This is a genomic window from Limosilactobacillus equigenerosi DSM 18793 = JCM 14505 (assembly GCF_001311375.1).
In the GTDB taxonomy this organism is placed as follows: Bacteria; Bacillota; Bacilli; order Lactobacillales; family Lactobacillaceae; genus Limosilactobacillus; species Limosilactobacillus equigenerosi.
Genome location: NZ_BBAS01000002.1, coordinates 112,743 through 127,871, shown reverse-complemented (window position 1 = coordinate 127,871; position 15,129 = coordinate 112,743). Strand labels below are relative to the sequence as shown.

Annotated in this window: 10 protein-coding genes and 3 pseudogenes; 9 read left to right on the top strand and 4 right to left on the bottom strand. The window is 43.7% G+C overall.

Annotated elements, in window-relative coordinates:
• The first annotated feature begins 90 nt into the window (after positions 1 to 90).
• The 8 genes and pseudogenes from JCM14505_RS02220 to JCM14505_RS02185 all read left to right on the top strand — a co-directional run bounded on the left by JCM14505_RS02220 (position 91) and on the right by JCM14505_RS02185 (position 9,544).
• A complete protein-coding gene (locus JCM14505_RS02220) occupies positions 91 to 1,464 on the top strand; it encodes a sugar porter family MFS transporter (protein ID WP_054652581.1) in 1,374 nt (457 codons plus the stop codon).
• A gap of 133 nt (positions 1,465 to 1,597) precedes the next feature.
• Positions 1,598 to 3,020: pseudogene (gene araA, locus JCM14505_RS08890) on the top strand (L-arabinose isomerase).
• A 226-nt stretch (positions 3,021 to 3,246) separates the two neighbouring features.
• Complete coding sequence (locus JCM14505_RS02210) at positions 3,247 to 4,092, top strand: aldo/keto reductase (protein WP_054652579.1); 846 nt, start codon at positions 3,247 to 3,249, stop codon at positions 4,090 to 4,092.
• Positions 4,093 to 4,339: 247 nt separating this feature from the next.
• Complete coding sequence (locus JCM14505_RS02205) at positions 4,340 to 5,080, top strand: LysR substrate-binding domain-containing protein (RefSeq protein WP_263848929.1); 741 nt, start codon at positions 4,340 to 4,342, stop codon at positions 5,078 to 5,080.
• A gap of 214 nt (positions 5,081 to 5,294) precedes the next feature.
• Entirely contained in the window at positions 5,295 to 6,590 is a 1,296-nt protein-coding gene (locus JCM14505_RS02200) for a threonine/serine exporter family protein (protein ID WP_082405591.1), read from the top strand.
• A 16-nt stretch (positions 6,591 to 6,606) separates the two neighbouring features.
• Positions 6,607 to 7,179, top strand: a complete 573-nt coding sequence (locus tag JCM14505_RS02195) for a DJ-1 family glyoxalase III (RefSeq protein WP_054652575.1) — start codon at positions 6,607 to 6,609, stop codon at positions 7,177 to 7,179.
• A 1-nt stretch (position 7,180) separates the two neighbouring features.
• Positions 7,181 to 8,049 (top strand): annotated as a pseudogene (locus tag JCM14505_RS02190) (RluA family pseudouridine synthase).
• A 700-nt stretch (positions 8,050 to 8,749) separates the two neighbouring features.
• A complete protein-coding gene (locus JCM14505_RS02185) occupies positions 8,750 to 9,544 on the top strand; it encodes a hypothetical protein (RefSeq protein WP_054652573.1) in 795 nt (264 codons plus the stop codon).
• On the opposite strand, the gene JCM14505_RS02180 is transcribed toward JCM14505_RS02185, so the two are convergent.
• The 4 genes from JCM14505_RS02180 to JCM14505_RS02165 form a co-directional block, all read right to left on the bottom strand.
• Positions 9,538 to 9,876 (bottom strand): zinc-ribbon domain-containing protein, encoded by a 339-nt coding sequence (locus tag JCM14505_RS02180; protein WP_054652571.1) that lies wholly within the window; start codon positions 9,874 to 9,876, stop codon positions 9,538 to 9,540. The two genes, JCM14505_RS02185 and JCM14505_RS02180, sit on opposite strands and share 7 nt — an antisense overlap.
• A gap of 14 nt (positions 9,877 to 9,890) precedes the next feature.
• Positions 9,891 to 10,724 carry a zinc-ribbon domain-containing protein gene (locus tag JCM14505_RS02175; protein ID WP_054652569.1) on the bottom strand — a complete coding sequence of 278 codons (834 nt, stop codon included), beginning with the start codon at positions 10,722 to 10,724 and terminating at the stop codon, positions 9,891 to 9,893.
• A gap of 142 nt (positions 10,725 to 10,866) precedes the next feature.
• Positions 10,867 to 11,532 (bottom strand): DUF4811 domain-containing protein, encoded by a 666-nt coding sequence (locus JCM14505_RS02170; protein WP_054652567.1) that lies wholly within the window; start codon positions 11,530 to 11,532, stop codon positions 10,867 to 10,869.
• Positions 11,529 to 13,010, bottom strand: coding sequence for an MDR family MFS transporter (locus JCM14505_RS02165; RefSeq protein WP_054652565.1), 1,482 nt, complete (start codon positions 13,008 to 13,010; stop codon positions 11,529 to 11,531). The genes JCM14505_RS02170 and JCM14505_RS02165 overlap by 4 nt, the downstream gene beginning before the upstream one ends.
• A 265-nt stretch (positions 13,011 to 13,275) precedes the next feature.
• On the opposite strand from JCM14505_RS02165, the pseudogene rnjA reads away from it, so the two are divergent.
• A pseudogene (gene rnjA / locus JCM14505_RS02160) lies at positions 13,276 to 15,118 on the top strand (ribonuclease J1).
• Positions 15,119 to 15,129 lie beyond the last annotated feature (11 nt).

The following is a 15,129-nucleotide window of genomic DNA, read 5'->3' as shown; positions in this document are numbered from 1 at the left end:
TGAATTTGTCCGTGTCTATGTTAAAGTTGTTTATGAAATCGCTTACAGATTTTGAATATTGCTTTACTTTTGGAGTGCGGAGTGAGAAATATGGAACAAGAAAAAACTATTTCAAACAAATTTATTTATTTCTTTGGCTCTTTTGGTGGGATTCTCTTCGGTTATGACATTGGGGTTATGACAGGAGCCTTGCCATTCTTACAAACTGACTGGGGATTATCATCTTCGTCTGGGGTAATCGGTTGGATTACTTCTTCAGTTATGTTCGGGGCTATTTTTGGTGGTGCCTTAGCTGGTCAATTATCTGACCGTTTGGGACGACGGAAAGTTATTCTATATTCAGCAATTATCTTTGCTTTAGGGTCAATTCTTTCATCGATGGCGCCTAATAAGGGTTCGTTCTTCTTAATTGCGGTGCGGATTTTCTTAGGGTTAGCCGTTGGTGCTGCCTCAGCATTGGTGCCAGCCTACATGTCAGAAATGGCACCGGCTAAGATGCGTGGGCGATTATCAGGTTTGAACCAAACGATGATTGTTTCCGGGATGTTGCTTTCATACATTATGGACTTCTTACTTAAAGATTTACCTGGCCATTGGGCATGGCGCTCAATGTTGTTCTTTGCGGCGGTTCCCGCATTAATTCTTTATTTAGGGGTACTTCGGTTACCTGAATCACCACGGTTCTTATTGCAACATGGTGATGAATCAGCTGCGCGTCATGTGCTTGGAATGATTCGTGAATCTAAGCAAGAAGTTGAAGCTGAAATTAATCAAATTAAAGACACTGCGAAGGAAGAAGCTAGTGCTGCTAAGAATGTTTCTTGGGGGACGCTTTTCTCGAAGAAATATCGTTATCTTGTGATTGCAGGGGTTGGGGTTGCTAGTTTCCAACAATTCCAAGGTGCAAACGCAATCTTCTACTACATTCCACTGATTGTTGAAAAAGCAACGGGTAACGCTGCTTCATCAGCCTTACTTTGGCCAATTGTTCAAGGGGTAATCTTAGTGTTAGGTTCACTCTTATTCATTGCAATCGCCGACAAGATTAAGCGGCGGACGTTAATTATGACTGGTGGGACGGTGATGGCCCTATCATTCTTCATGCCAGCGATTATTCATAAATTGATGCCAAATGTTAGTCCGATGATGATTGTTGTGTTCTTAAGTCTTTATGTTGCATTTTACTCATTTACTTGGGCACCACTTACCTGGGTTATCGTTGGTGAAATTTTCCCACTTTCAATTCGGGGGCGTGCTGCCGGGTTAGCATCTTCAATGAACTGGGTTGGATCATGGTTAGTTGGTTTGATTTTCCCAATCATGACGGGTGCTATGTCTCAAGAAGCAGTCTTTGCAGTCTTTGGTATCATTTGTGTCCTCGGGGTATTATTCGTTAAGACACGGGTTCCTGAAACGCAAGGAAAGACACTTGAACAAATCGAAGAACAAGGTCTTAACAAATAAATTTAATACAAATTATAAAAATGTATTTATTTATCCGTATAACTCGTTTACTATAATGAATGTAAGCGGTTTAATAACAGCGTGAAGCTGTTGATCATTAAATTAGGTGTGTTAATTAAAAGGAGTTGTAATTATGCGTGAATTAAAGAATTACAAGTTTTGGTTTGTTGTTGGTAGTCAACACCTTTACGGCCCAGAAGCTTTACAAGCCGTTGAAGAAGATGCCAAGAAGGTTGTTGATGGTTTAAATAACTCGGGCAAGTTGGACTTCCCAGTTGAATTTAAGTTAGTTGCAACGACGGCAGACTCTATCACGAAGTTTATGAAGGAAGCTAACTACGATGATGATGTTGCGGGGTAATCACTTGGATGCACACGTTCTCACCAGCTAAGAACTGGATTCGGGGAACGGAATTACTCCAAAAGCCATTACTTCACTTATCAACGCAATTCTTAAACAACATTCCATTCGATACAATCGACATGGATTACATGAACTTAAATCAAAGTGCGCACGGTGACCGTGAATATGCCTACATTAATTCACGGCTTGATGTACCTACGACGGAAGTTTACGGTTGGTGGGGCGACGAACCAGTTCAACAACAAATTGCTGATTGGCAACACGTGGCCGTGGCTTACAATGAAAGTTTCCACATTCGGATTGCTCGCTTCGGGGACACGATGCGGAACGTTGCCGTAACGGAAGGTGACAAGGTTGCTGCTCAAATCAAGCTTGGTTGGACGGTTGACTACTACCCAGTTAAGGAATTAGTTGATGTAGTAGATGCTATTTCTGAAGAAGAAATCGATGCTGCCTACAAGGACTTGGAAGCTAAGTTTGACTTAGTTGAAGGTGACAATGACCACGATGCTTACGTTAAGTCAGTTCGTTACCAATTACGGGAATACTTAGGAATCAAGAAGTTCTTGGATGACAACAACTACGATGCCTTTACGGACACGTTCGAAGACTTGAATGGTCTTGACCAATTACCTGGTTTGGCTGTGCAATTATTGATGATTGACGGTTACGGATTTGGTCCAGAAGGTGACTTTAAGATGGCTGGGTTAACCCGGTTACTTAAGATTGCCGCTGACAACAAGCAAACGGCCTTGATGGAAGACTACACGCTTGACTTACGGGCTGGTCACGAAGCATCATGGGTTCACACATGCTTGAAGTTGACCCAACATTAGCTTCCGACAAGCCACGGGTTGAAGTTCACCCATTAGGTATCGGTGGTAAGGATGACCCAGCTCGGTTAGTCTTCACGGGGGCTGAAGGTAAGGGTTACGACATTACGCTTTCATACTTTGATGATGGCTACAAGTTCATTGGTTACCCAGTTGACTGCACGACGCCAGAAGCTGAAATGCCAAAGCTTCCAGTTGCTAAGCAAATGTGGGTTCCTGAAGCTGGGGTAGCAGAAGGATCCAAGCAATGGATGAAGTATGGTGGTGGTCACCACACGGTCTTAACGTTAGCGTTGAGTGAAGACCAACTTGAAAGTTTAGCTCGGCTCTTCAAGATTGACTTTATCAACATTAAGTAATCATTTACCTCCTCTCTAAAATGGTCCGGCAAGTTTATCTTTTCCTTAAATCTTATCCTTAAAAATTACAATCCATTCACAAATTCTGACATAAACGGACCAAATAAATGAAAAGAGTTCTGACAAAAAGCTAAGATTTTGTCAGAACTCTTTTTTGGTACAAATTTCAATAAATTTTACGCTATAATAAAAGTTATACGGTTACATAATTGATTGGAGAATACAAATGAAACAAGAATATTTTACATTGGCTGATGGTCATCAAATGCCCAAGCAAGGTTTTGGGGTTTATAAAATTACCGACCAAGCAACCTTAGATGAAGCCATTCAAGCGGCTTTTGATGCGGGGTATCGTCTGTTTGATACGGCCCAAATGTATGGCAATGAAGCGATGCTTGGGAACGCCTTGGCTAAGTTACCAGCTAAGCGCGAAGAATTGTTTATTACGACGAAGATTAGTGAAGCTAATCAAGGATACGATACAACGATTGCTTCATTTAAAGAATCACTAAAGCAATTGCAATTAGACTATGTTGATTTATTGTTGCTGCACTGGCCAATTCACGAAACATTCTTTGATTCTTGGCGCGCTCTAGAAGACTTAAAGGCGGCCGGCTTAGTTAAATCAATCGGGACAAGCAACTACGGGATGATTCACTTACAATATTTGGCGACGCAAGCGCGCGAAATGCCGGTGGTCAACCAATTAGAACGCCACCCTTGGTTTAATCAAGCCGCGATGCTCGAATTTGATCGGCAACACGACATTGTGACGCAAGCCTGGGCGCCGCTTGGCCGCGGGCGGATGATGGATGAACCGGTGTTAACTGAATTGGCTTCGAAACATCAAAAGTCACCAGCGCAAATTATTTTACGGTGGCAATACCAAAGCGGGATTTCCTTTATTCCGAAGTCTGCTCATGCGGAACGGATTGTGGAAAATGCCGCAATTTATGACTTTGAATTATCACCAGCTGAAATGACGATGATTGATGAGTTAAACCGTAACACTCGGATTAGCCAAGAACCGGAATTAGTTTACGAATTGAATCATCAATATCCACATAATTAAATCAATCAAATTTACCATATCAAACGTCAACAATCTCCCGAGAAGCGCCGAGTTGTTGGCGTTTTTTGGTATAATAAAAGGTATTAAAGGTAAGGAGTTATCCGCATGAATACACGGGATTTACAATACTTCATCGAATTGGTGAAATTAAAAAAATTACTCACAAGTCGCGCGGGAATTTTCGGTTTCCCAACCCACGATTACGCAATCGGTGCAACGGCTCGAACGGGAGTTTCAAACCACGCTCGTGAATCCGGATCGCACCCATCGGGAAGATATGATTACGCGTAGCGGGTTATTATTGTATGAAAATGCGCAACTATTACTGAATCAATTAGCGGTCACCCGCCAAACAATTGAGCGGGATAAATTAAAACAAATTCAAATTGGGATTCCGCCATTGATTGGGCGGCAGTTGATGCCGGTATTGGTACGTGATTTAGATAATCAAATTTTGAAACGCCTAAAAATTATCGCCAAGGGGTCGCACGACTTACTGCGGGAAGTTAAACAAGGCAAGCTTGATATTTCGTTAATTGCGTCATTAGAGCCAATTCAAGTTGCTGGTTTGGATGTGCAACAAATTACCGCCACGTCATTTAAATTGATTGTTAGTGAAGATCATCCGTTAGCTAATCGCGAAGCCGTGTCATTTACGGAATTAGCGGATGAAAAATTTATTACGTATGACCAACAGTACATTCACCAAAAAGCGTTCCAAACGTATTGCAAGTACACCGGGATTGCTCCGGATGTGGCGGTGTACCGGATGCCAGATGTGTCCTGGGTCAAAGAATTGGTTCGCCAAAATGAAGGGGTGGCCTTAATGATTGAACCGGCTGTCCGGAACGAACCAGGGATTAAGGTCTTAACCTTAACCGATCAAGTGCCAATTCAATTTGAAATTTCACTCGTGACCCAACATAATTACGTCTTAAGTGCTGATGAACAACAAGTCGTTGATGTGATGGAGCGCTTAGTCTTTTAAGGTTGGCTGACGATTGATTTCCCCCGTTGGCAATCTAATTACTTGTTATAAGCGCTAATATTTAGCTGTGGTAAGTTAAATGTTGGCGCTTTTTGTAAATCATGGCCTGATTGGTCTTTTAAAGCGTAACAGCGTATAATTAATTACGATTTTAAGCAGAGAGAAGGGAATTTTTTTGGATACCAATGATGAACTAGCTAATTACCAACAACATATGTCAATGCCATGGGATCAACTGGTCCAGTCGGATGATGATCTCCCCGCCTTAAAGGCTTCAATGATTGAACGTACAGTCACGGTGGGCCGGATTGGCATCATGATTCTGAGCTGCGGGACCGGAGCTTGGCGGGTGCGGGATGCGATGAACATCGTGGCCCGGGCACTGAACCTAACCTGTACGGCTGATATTGGCTTAACGTCAATCAGTTATACCTGTGTCGAAGGAACGCACAGTTATACGCAAGTTTTATCATTACCAGGTTCCGGCGTGAATATGACCCGGCTGAACGAATTGGAAGCCTTGGTAAAAGAAATTGAACTTTCGAACCGGGAATGGTCAGTGGCCGAAATTCACGAACGCTTGAAAAATATTAGTCATGAACGAGGTAATTATACGCGCTTGCAACGTGGGTTAGCCGCCGGGATTGCCTGTGCGGCCTTCGTTTTCTTACTCGGTGGGGGACCAATTGAAATGTTGTGTACCTTCTTCGGGGCCGGGATTGGGAATTATGTGCGCCGGATTCTGCTCGACCGTAAAATCATGGTGATGATTAGTGTCGCCGTTGCGGTGGTCGTGGCATGTTGCATGTACCTAGGGGTCTTTGAAGTGATTCATCACTTGACCGGGATTAATTTTCGGCACGAATCCGGCTACATCGGAGCAATGTTGTTCATCATTCCTGGTTTTCCCTTAATTACGAGTGGGCTGGATATTTCGAAAGTTGATATGCGCTCGGGATTAGAACGACTCGGGTTTGCGACGATGGTGATTGGGGTCGGGACCTTAGCCGGGTGGTTAACGGCGATGGTGTGTGGCCTGCATCCGGAAGATTTTGCGCCGCAAATGTTGACGCCGGGGATTTTGATGTTACTACGGGTGATCTGTAGTTTCTTTGGGGTCTTTGGCTTCTCAATTATGTTTAATAGTACCGTCCGGATGGCGGCATTGGCGGGGTTAATTGGGGCCGTTGCCAATACGCTGCGCTTAACCTTAGTTGATATGCATCTAGTTGCTGGGGCGGCCGCCTTTATTGGGGCGCTGACGGCGGGGTTATTAGCTTCGATTATCCGGAAACGGGTCGGTTATCCGCGGATTGCGATTACGATTCCGTCCGTAGTAATCATGGTGCCGGGGTTGTATCTATACCGTGGAATTTTTAACTTTGGGATGATGAATGTCGGGACGAGTGCGGAATGGTTAATGAAGGCGATTCAAATTATGGTCTTTATTCCTTTAGGCTTAACCTTTGCGCGGGTTCTGACTGATCCAAAGTGGCGGCATACGAATTAAGAAATGAGGAACTACAATGACAAATGCAGTGGCAGTTTTATTAGCCGATGGCTGTGAAGAAATTGAAGCGTTAACGGTCGTTGATGTCTTACGCCGGTTAGCGATTCCCGTTGCAACAGTAGCCTTAGGGGACCAATTAGTGACGGGCGGTCATGGAATTAAAATCCAAGCAGATACAACGTGGCATGACCAGTTGACGGCAGCCCCGTTAGTTGTCTTACCTGGTGGTCGTGGCGGGGCGGAACGTTTACGCGATGATGAGCGGGTGGGCGAGGTGTTACGAACCCGCCAAGCCAATGGCCAATGGAATGCGGCGATTTGTGCCGGACCGATTGCGCTCGCGCGACACGGGGTGTTAACTGACGCTGACTTTACTTGTTTCCCTGGGGTGGAAACTGAAATTGCCCCCGCAGTACCGAGTGCACGGCTCCATGACCAACTCGTGGTTAAAGATGAAACCCACCACTTATTGACGAGTCGGGGCCCGGCCACGGCGATGGCGTTTGCTTACGCGATTGCTGAATTACTTGGGGTGGATGCGCAACCGCAACGAACGGCAATGTTATACGATTACTTATTAGAGGATTAAAATGGAAAATACGTGGATTTATACTTGTGCGGAGCCAATTAAAATTAAGCAATACTTAAGCCAATTGGGGATGGGGCACCGGATGTTTAATGATTTAAAACATACCGGTACGATATTAGTTGACCACCGCCCCGTACGCCCAACGACGAAAGTGTTACCGAACCAACCATTAACGATTAAATTTCCCGCTGAATCACGGGATGAAACGGTGGCGTTGAGTGACTTACCATTTGAAACGGTTTATGAAGATGACAATTGGTTAGTCGTTAATAAAGCAGTTGGTGAAGTGTCCGTGCCCGGGCCGACGCAACCGAATGATACGATTTTAAATCGGGTCACGGGATATCTTGTATCTCAACAAGCCCCCAATCAACGCCCGCATTTAGTAACGCGCCTCGATCGGGGGACGGCGGGCTTGATGTTAGTGGCAAAGCATAATGTCGCAACCAGCATGATTAGTCAACAAGTCCAACAACACACGATGGAAAAGTATTATTATGCGGTGGTAACCGGAACGATGCCTGAGCAACATGGATGATTGAGGCGCCGATTTTACGGGTGCCTGATCAAGCGGCCCGGGTGATTGATGAAGCGGGGCAACCGGCGCGAACCGAATATTGGGTGTTGGCTGAACAAAATGGTTATTCCTTAGTTAAGTTGCGCTTGCATAGTGGGCGGACGCATCAAATTCGGGTTCATTTATCATCACTCGGTCACCCATTAGTTGGTGATCATTTGTATGGTGGGGAACCAACGGCGGATAACCATCAATTATTGCAAGCGGTTGAATTAGCATTTACTGATCCGTTCACTTTGCAACGGCGGGAATTTAAGGCACCGCTGTTGCCGGAAATTGAAAAATTTAGTTAGTCCTAGCCGCCAAAATTAGGTAACAGAAAATTTAAAGTGTTACTTTTCCTTGGCAGGATGAATGTACGTGTTACAATATAGTTGTAATAAAAAAACGCAAGCCGACTTAGACAGTGGCTATGTGATAAGGTAGTTAACCCGCCCATCAGTTCGCCAAAACTGTAAGATGGACGGGTTTTATTTTACTTTCGTTTCCGAAAGTTGGTATAAACTTTCCAAAGAAAGCTCAGTGACCTTAAAACTAGCGACAATGCTTCGTAAAGCGTCATCAGGCTGAGTCCTTTCATAAGATTCTTCCATAGGAAAAACCTCCTTTCTATTCGTCAGCCACCGTCCATGTCGAACTTGCTTAAGTTGATAATAGCAGTTTGATTTTAATTTGCAACTACATAATGTTATTTTATATATTAAAGGTATACGCAATGTATACGGCTAAGTAACAGTTGTTTGGAAAGTGTTACCAATGATTGTATTATCCGGAATTTGTGTTATCTTTATGATAAGCAAGCCGACTTAGACAGTGGCTATGCGTTGTGTGCGAACCCGCCCACTAGCCGGCCAGAGCTATGATGTGGACGGGTTTTAATTTTGATATAAATCAATCAAAATTAAGATTAGTTTAAATTCGTGATTGCTTTGTCATTTTTAAGTTCGTAGGCGTAAAATGTAAGGTGAAAATAGCTTAAAGGGGATTAAAAGCATGGCAATTAAAATTACAACGACTAAAGAGCAATTAATTTGGCCGTTAAATCAACCATTAAGTGATCATGAAGTTAAACAACAACTCGGTGCTAAAGTGTTGAATGATGCGGGACAAGTTGTGAATGCAGACATATTGGTGATGGATAAAAGTGTTGATATTCATCAACCTGGCGATTACTTATTAACCTTAGTGGCTGAAGATGCGGATGGTCATAGCGCCTTGCATCAAATTCAACTGCAAGTGATGCCACAACGTCAAGCAGCAACGCCGAAGTCGGCTAGCGAACCGGTTCAATCGCCATCGTCGCCAAAGCAATCTCGGCACTCGAAACGGTGGTTATTGTTGGGCGGGATTGTAATCATTGCGCTGGTTTTAGGGGGCGTGTTGCGGGCTTGTCAAAACCAGGAACAACAAGCGATTAACAATGCGGATCAAAGTAGCCAAATTTCGCAAAATTCCAGTAGCATTAAGCAATTACGTGGAGATAATCAAAAATTAGCTCAACAAGTAGCAGAATTACGTGGTGCGACAAAGCAGTATCAACATGATCATGACTTGCAAGCATTGCAAAATACAATTAACAATTTAAAAGCACAAAATCAGCAACTAATGAGCTCGTTAAGTGCAGAAAAGCAAGCTAAATTGCAACAAGTTGACCAAGCCGCCGATCAGATTGCGCAAAATCCCGACCAAGCGGATCAAACGTTGCAACAATTAAAAAACAATGGGTTTAATTCAATGTGGGATGCAATTTCCACCCAAGTTAGTCAATGGTTAAAGGATCATCAATAGGAGTTACAAATGCAATTGAAACAAATGTTAATCGGGACGGTAGCCGTTAGTTTAAGTTTTGGCTTAGCAGCGGGGCTAGCTTGAGAATCAGTGTGTGATTTGGCGATGGAGTGGGGGTGTTGCGGGGCCACTTGGCGTTGGTCCATCCACCACCATCCAATCCCAACAACTAAGAGGAGACCATCGATTAGCCACCAAGACTTTGATTGGTGATTACTAACTTGTTGACGTTTCGATCGTTGCGGCGTCGGATTAGTTACCGGTTGGCCACAGTTAGGGCAAAATTTTGTATTCGCTGGTAATTGCTGACCGCAATGTTGACAATAATTCACTTTGTTAGTCCTCGCTATTTAGTATTCCCAGTCCGTTGTAACCAATCGGCTGGAGGTGTATCCACGTGTTCAAATTGACCATTACCAGTGTAGTGGACCCAATTTCCATCACGATCTTTTTGGTATTCGTTAGCATATTGTTCTTCTTGATGCCAACGCCGAAGTTGGTCATCTAATGATTCAGATGATGAAGATGAAGATGCTACTGTTGTGGAAGTATTATTGCTGTTACCACCAACTTGCTTAATGGCAGCACTTAATTTGTCAGTTTGGGAACCAAAAACCTTTTGTAACTCGGCTTTAGTAAAGGTTTGGCTATTATCGTTGGTGCCGTGCGTAAAATGTTGAATTGTAACTTGATTGCCATTGATTTGGATAGTGTACCAAGATCCACCAGAAATCCCAACGAGAATTTTGTATTGGCCACCGTCGTTTTCAAAACTGGATGGTTGTTCAAATTGGGGGTTAGCGCTTTTGCCATCAGCGAGTAATTGGAACCGTTCGTATTTAGCGGCGAGATTATCACCTGGAAGCCGGTAAATATAGGCAGCCATCGCGAGTTGTTGGTCACTAAGCTGGCTTGCTTGAGCTGTGGTATGGGTGGCATTTTTAGATTTGCTAGTTTTAGCAATTGATGATGCAACCGGTTGATTTTGGTGGTGTTGGTAAGTAGCGTAACCACCACCTCCTAAGACGATGACCGCTGCAATCCAAGTGACAGGTTTTTGGAACCACTTGGGTTGCTTAGACATATTAACGTGATTTGTTACCTCAATCGCTTGCCCACACTTGGGACAAAATTTACTGGTGGGGTTGAGTTCGTGCCCACACTTGGGATAAAATTGCATAATAAATTACCTCGATTATTTCAAATATCACCATTATTTTACCGGTTAGGTCGATAGTTGGCAATTTGAAATAATTTCGATTGTAGTATAAATTATTTAGTATTCTGCAATAAAAAAAACTCGCCCGGGGGCGAGTTTTTGGTTATTTAAGATATTGCTTAACGGCAAGCGTGGCTAATGAGCGCGTTTGGTTCGCGAGTTGGTCACTCGTCGGTTGATTGGTAGTTAATTGGGTCATTAATTCACCTTGCACTTGGGCTTGAATTTCGGCGCCATGTTGCAACATCACTGGCTTTAATTGCTTAGCTTGGCGAGCATTAATGACAATCCAGTCGTTTGGGACATAGAAATGATAAGTGGTGTGCTTAACATTATTGTGATTACCGAAAATACCAAACATGAACCGATCAAAGCCAGTTTTATAAGTGTATTGGTCTTTAGTAATGACGACTTTGGCGGTGCCGTTAGTGGACGAAAGTTTCGTCGTCACATTAATATCAGCCTTGGTCATTTGGCGATGATGATTAGTTGGAGTTTGATAAATATAAACCCGATCTCCTTGCGTGCCAATTGGTTGGTAAACAAGGAGGTTAATCTTATCATTCATCGAAGCTAATTTGACCGTGTGTGCTTTCGTGGTCGTGGTCATCCCGAGGTGTTGATTGTCGTGTAACACGAAGGTGATCACACTGCCGACTAAGATAATGAGGGCCACGGTGGCATACCACCACCTATGGGGACGATTTTGATCAACGGCGGCAAACCAGTAAAAGCCGAGGACCCCGGCAATGGTAATGAATAAAATCATGCTTGAGCGCCTCCTTGCTTGAATTGATTAAGTTTGCTTTCACGCGCCCGGTTACCTGGCTTTAAGTAGAGACTTAAAATAAAGGCAATCACGGCAAACAGGATGGCCATCCCAAAGGCAGCATGGAATCCAGCGAGGGAAGCGTTAATCATGTCGTCCTTAAATTGTAAGGGGTTCGTAGTTAATAACGATTTAGCTGGTTTGCTAGCATTGGTGGCATTGGTTAAGATAGTGGTCATGACGGCTGTCCCAATCGAACTTAAAACTTGCCGGAACGTGTTGTTAACCGCCGTCCCGTGGGACATTTCTTGGATTGGTAAGACGTTCATCCCTGAGGTAGTGACCGGCATGAAGACCATTGAAATCCCAAATAACCGAATGGCATAGAAGATGATAATTGATAACGTTGGCGTTTCCGCGGTTAACGTTAAGAATGGAATGGTCCCAATCGTTAATAAGGTTAATCCGGTTAATCCTAGGTAACGAGCCCCGAAGCGGTCAAATAACCGGCCGGTAATTGGCGACATAATCCCCATCATCATGGCCCCCGGTAAAAGCATTAAACCAGAGTGGAAAGCACTTTCGCCGCGGATATTTTGAATGTAAAGGGGTAACAGCATTTCAACCCCGACCATGGCGAGGTTAGCCATACTGGAAATAACGGAGGCAATCGCAAATTCAGGGTGCTTAAAGACCCGGATATCCAAGAATGGATCGGCTAATTTTAATTGCCGGTGTAAGAATAAGAGAATAAAAATTAAACCGACGAAGATAAAGCCAAGGACTAAGCTATCCGTCCAGCCTTTTGATGAAGCTTCAGAGACCCCGTATAATAAGCCCCCAAATCCAATTGTGGAAGAAATGATAGACCAAATATCAAGCGGTTGTTGATGAATCTTTAAGACCGGTTTCATAAAGAAGAGGGCTAAGATAATGACTAAAATAATTGGAATGATCATCAAACCGAATAGGTCCCGCCATGTTAAGTTATCAACGATTAATCCGGAGAGGGTCGGTCCAATGGCGGGGGCTAATCCAACCGCTAACCCCACGACCCCCATGGCGGCGCCCCGTTGTTCTGGTGGAAAAATCGAGAGCATAATCGTTTGTTGTAAGGGCATTGAGACCCCAATCCCTAGGGCTTGAATAATCCGCCCAATTAACAGAACTTGGAAACTAGGGGCGAAGAAGGCAGTAACGGTCCCAATTAAAAAGGACGTCATCGCGAATAAATACATAATTCGCGAATTTAAGCGATTAATTAACCAAGCCGAAATGGGGATCATAATCCCGTTCACTAACATAAAACTGGTCGTTAACCATTGCACCGTAGCCGTTGAGATATCAAAACTCTTCATAATGGCCGGGTAAGCAGTGGCTAAAAAGGTCCCAGTTAAAAACGTACAAAAAGTACCGATGGTTAGGACGGCAACGAGCAACTTCCGATGATAGGGATGTCCATGAATATCAGTTTGCAATTACAGACGCCTTCTTTCTATTTAATAAATTTAAATGCGAACGTTATTATAGCGCTATTAGCCTTGAATATCAAAGGATTAGTGACTTAATGAATACTTGAAGTTACGCGGATAAATTAACTTATTTGTACGCATTCAGTGCCTAGATATGGTAAACTGGATAATAATTTAATTGTACGAATTAATAGTAAAAACACGTCATTTCCGGACGTCATATTGAAGCTTAACAAGTTGCGTTCGGGCAGACGAGAAAGATAGGAGAACTATGCGCAAATTAAATATTAATAATAATGAAGTCGCCTTCTTTGCCGTTGGTGGCTTAGGTGAAATTGGAAAAAAATATGTATGCGGTCCAGTTCCAAGATGAAATTATCATTATTGACTGTGGAGTCTTATTCCCAGAAGACGATTTACTTGGAGTTGACTACGTAATCCAAAACTATGATTACTTAGTTGAAAACAAGGATAAGATTAAAGGGATTTTTATTACCCACGGGCACGAAGACCACATTGGGGGCTTGCCATTCTTCTTGCAAAAAGTGAAGGCGCCGATTTACTCAGGTCCCTTTGCGATTTCCTTAATTAAGGGGAAGTTAGAAGAAAAGCACCTATTACGGGAAACGGAATTTCACGAAGTTGATGAATTTTCCGAAGTCCACTTTAAGAAGTTATGGATTAGTTTCTTCCGGACGACGCACTCAATTCCAGATACGTTAGGGATTGCGGTCCACACGCCCCAAGGAACGATTATTCAAACCGGGGACTTTAAGTTTGACTTAACCCCAGTTGGTAATTTACCAGCTCCGAACATGCAACAAATGGCCAAGCTTGGTGACGAAGGGGTCTTATTATTGACTTCTGATAGTACTAACGCTGAACGCCCAGAATTTACGAAGTCTGAACGGTGGGTTGATATCCACGTCCGTAAAGTCTTCCAACGAATTAAAGGGCGGATTATCTTCGCTTCCTTTGCTTCCAATGTTTACCGGTTACGTGAAGCCAGTGATGAAGCGATTCGGCAAGGTCGGAAGATTGCCGTTGTTGGGCGGAGTATGGAAAATGCGATTGTTGCTGGTCGTGAATTAGGCTACTTAAAGATTCCAGATGACTCATTGATTGATCCAAGTGAATTAAATTCCTATCCACCCGAACAAGTAATGGTGATGTGTACTGGATCCCAAGGGGAACCAATGGCGGCCTTGAGTCGAATTGCCAGTGGGACGCACCGGCAAATTACGATTCAACCGGATGATACGGTGGTCTTCTCAAGTAGCCCAATTCCAGGGAATACGACGAGTGTGAACACGTTAATTAACAAGTTAGAAGAAGCTGGGGCCAATGTGATCCACGGATACGTGAACAACATTCACACGTCTGGTCACGGGGGCCAAGTAGATGAAGAAATTATGCTCCGGTTGATGAAGCCCAAATTCTTCGCGCCTGTTCACGGTGAATACCGGATGCAAAAGATTCATACTGAATTGGCCCAATTAACGGGGGTGCCAAAGGAAAATACGTTCATCATGGAAAATGGGGATGTTTTAGCCTTAACGAAGGATACGGCGCGGATTGCGGACCACATTGAATCCATGGGGAATGTTTACATTGATGGACGTGATGTCAATGATGCCGTAGGCGATCCAGAAATTCGTGAACGGCGGATGTTGTCCGAAGAAGGGGTTGTGACGGCAATTGCGGTCGTCGACTTAAAGGACTTCCAAATTGTGGCCGGTCCAGATATCGTTTCGCGAGGCTTTGTCTACATGCACGAATCACAAGACTTGATTCGTGCCGCCAACCACGAAGTCTTTTGGGCGATCTTAAATACGTTTAAGAACCACAAGACGATTGATCGGCGGGCGTTAAACCGGACGATTGTTTCCCGGCTCCAAAAGTTATTGTATGACCGGACGGGCCGGCGACCAGTCATTATTCCAATGGTGACGATTTTAAATGATAATCAACCTAAGAAACGGTTGAATAAGTCCAATCATAAAAACCAAGGATCAGTTGATCAAAAGGGAAATGGTAATAAGCGGAAACCAACGTTTAAAAAGAACCGCAAGAATAATAAACCGAAGCCGGCTGTAAAGGCAACGGCAGAATAATTAAAACGAGC

Excerpts from the sequence above, each read along its gene's own strand:
- JCM14505_RS02210 (WP_054652579.1), top strand. The coding sequence starts at position 3,247 with ATGAAACAAGAATATTTTACATTGGCTGATGGTCATCAAATGCCCAAG.
- JCM14505_RS02200 (WP_082405591.1), top strand. The coding sequence starts at position 5,295 with ATGTCAATGCCATGGGATCAACTGGTCCAGTCGGATGATGATCTCCCC.
- JCM14505_RS02185 (WP_054652573.1), top strand. The coding sequence starts at position 8,750 with ATGGCAATTAAAATTACAACGACTAAAGAGCAATTAATTTGGCCGTTA.
- JCM14505_RS02170 (WP_054652567.1), bottom strand. The coding sequence starts at position 11,532 with ATGATTTTATTCATTACCATTGCCGGGGTCCTCGGCTTTTACTGGTTT.
- JCM14505_RS02195 (WP_054652575.1), top strand. The coding sequence starts at position 6,607 with ATGACAAATGCAGTGGCAGTTTTATTAGCCGATGGCTGTGAAGAAATT.
- JCM14505_RS02220 (WP_054652581.1), top strand. The coding sequence starts at position 91 with ATGGAACAAGAAAAAACTATTTCAAACAAATTTATTTATTTCTTTGGC.
- JCM14505_RS02175 (WP_054652569.1), bottom strand. The coding sequence starts at position 10,724 with ATGCAATTTTATCCCAAGTGTGGGCACGAACTCAACCCCACCAGTAAA.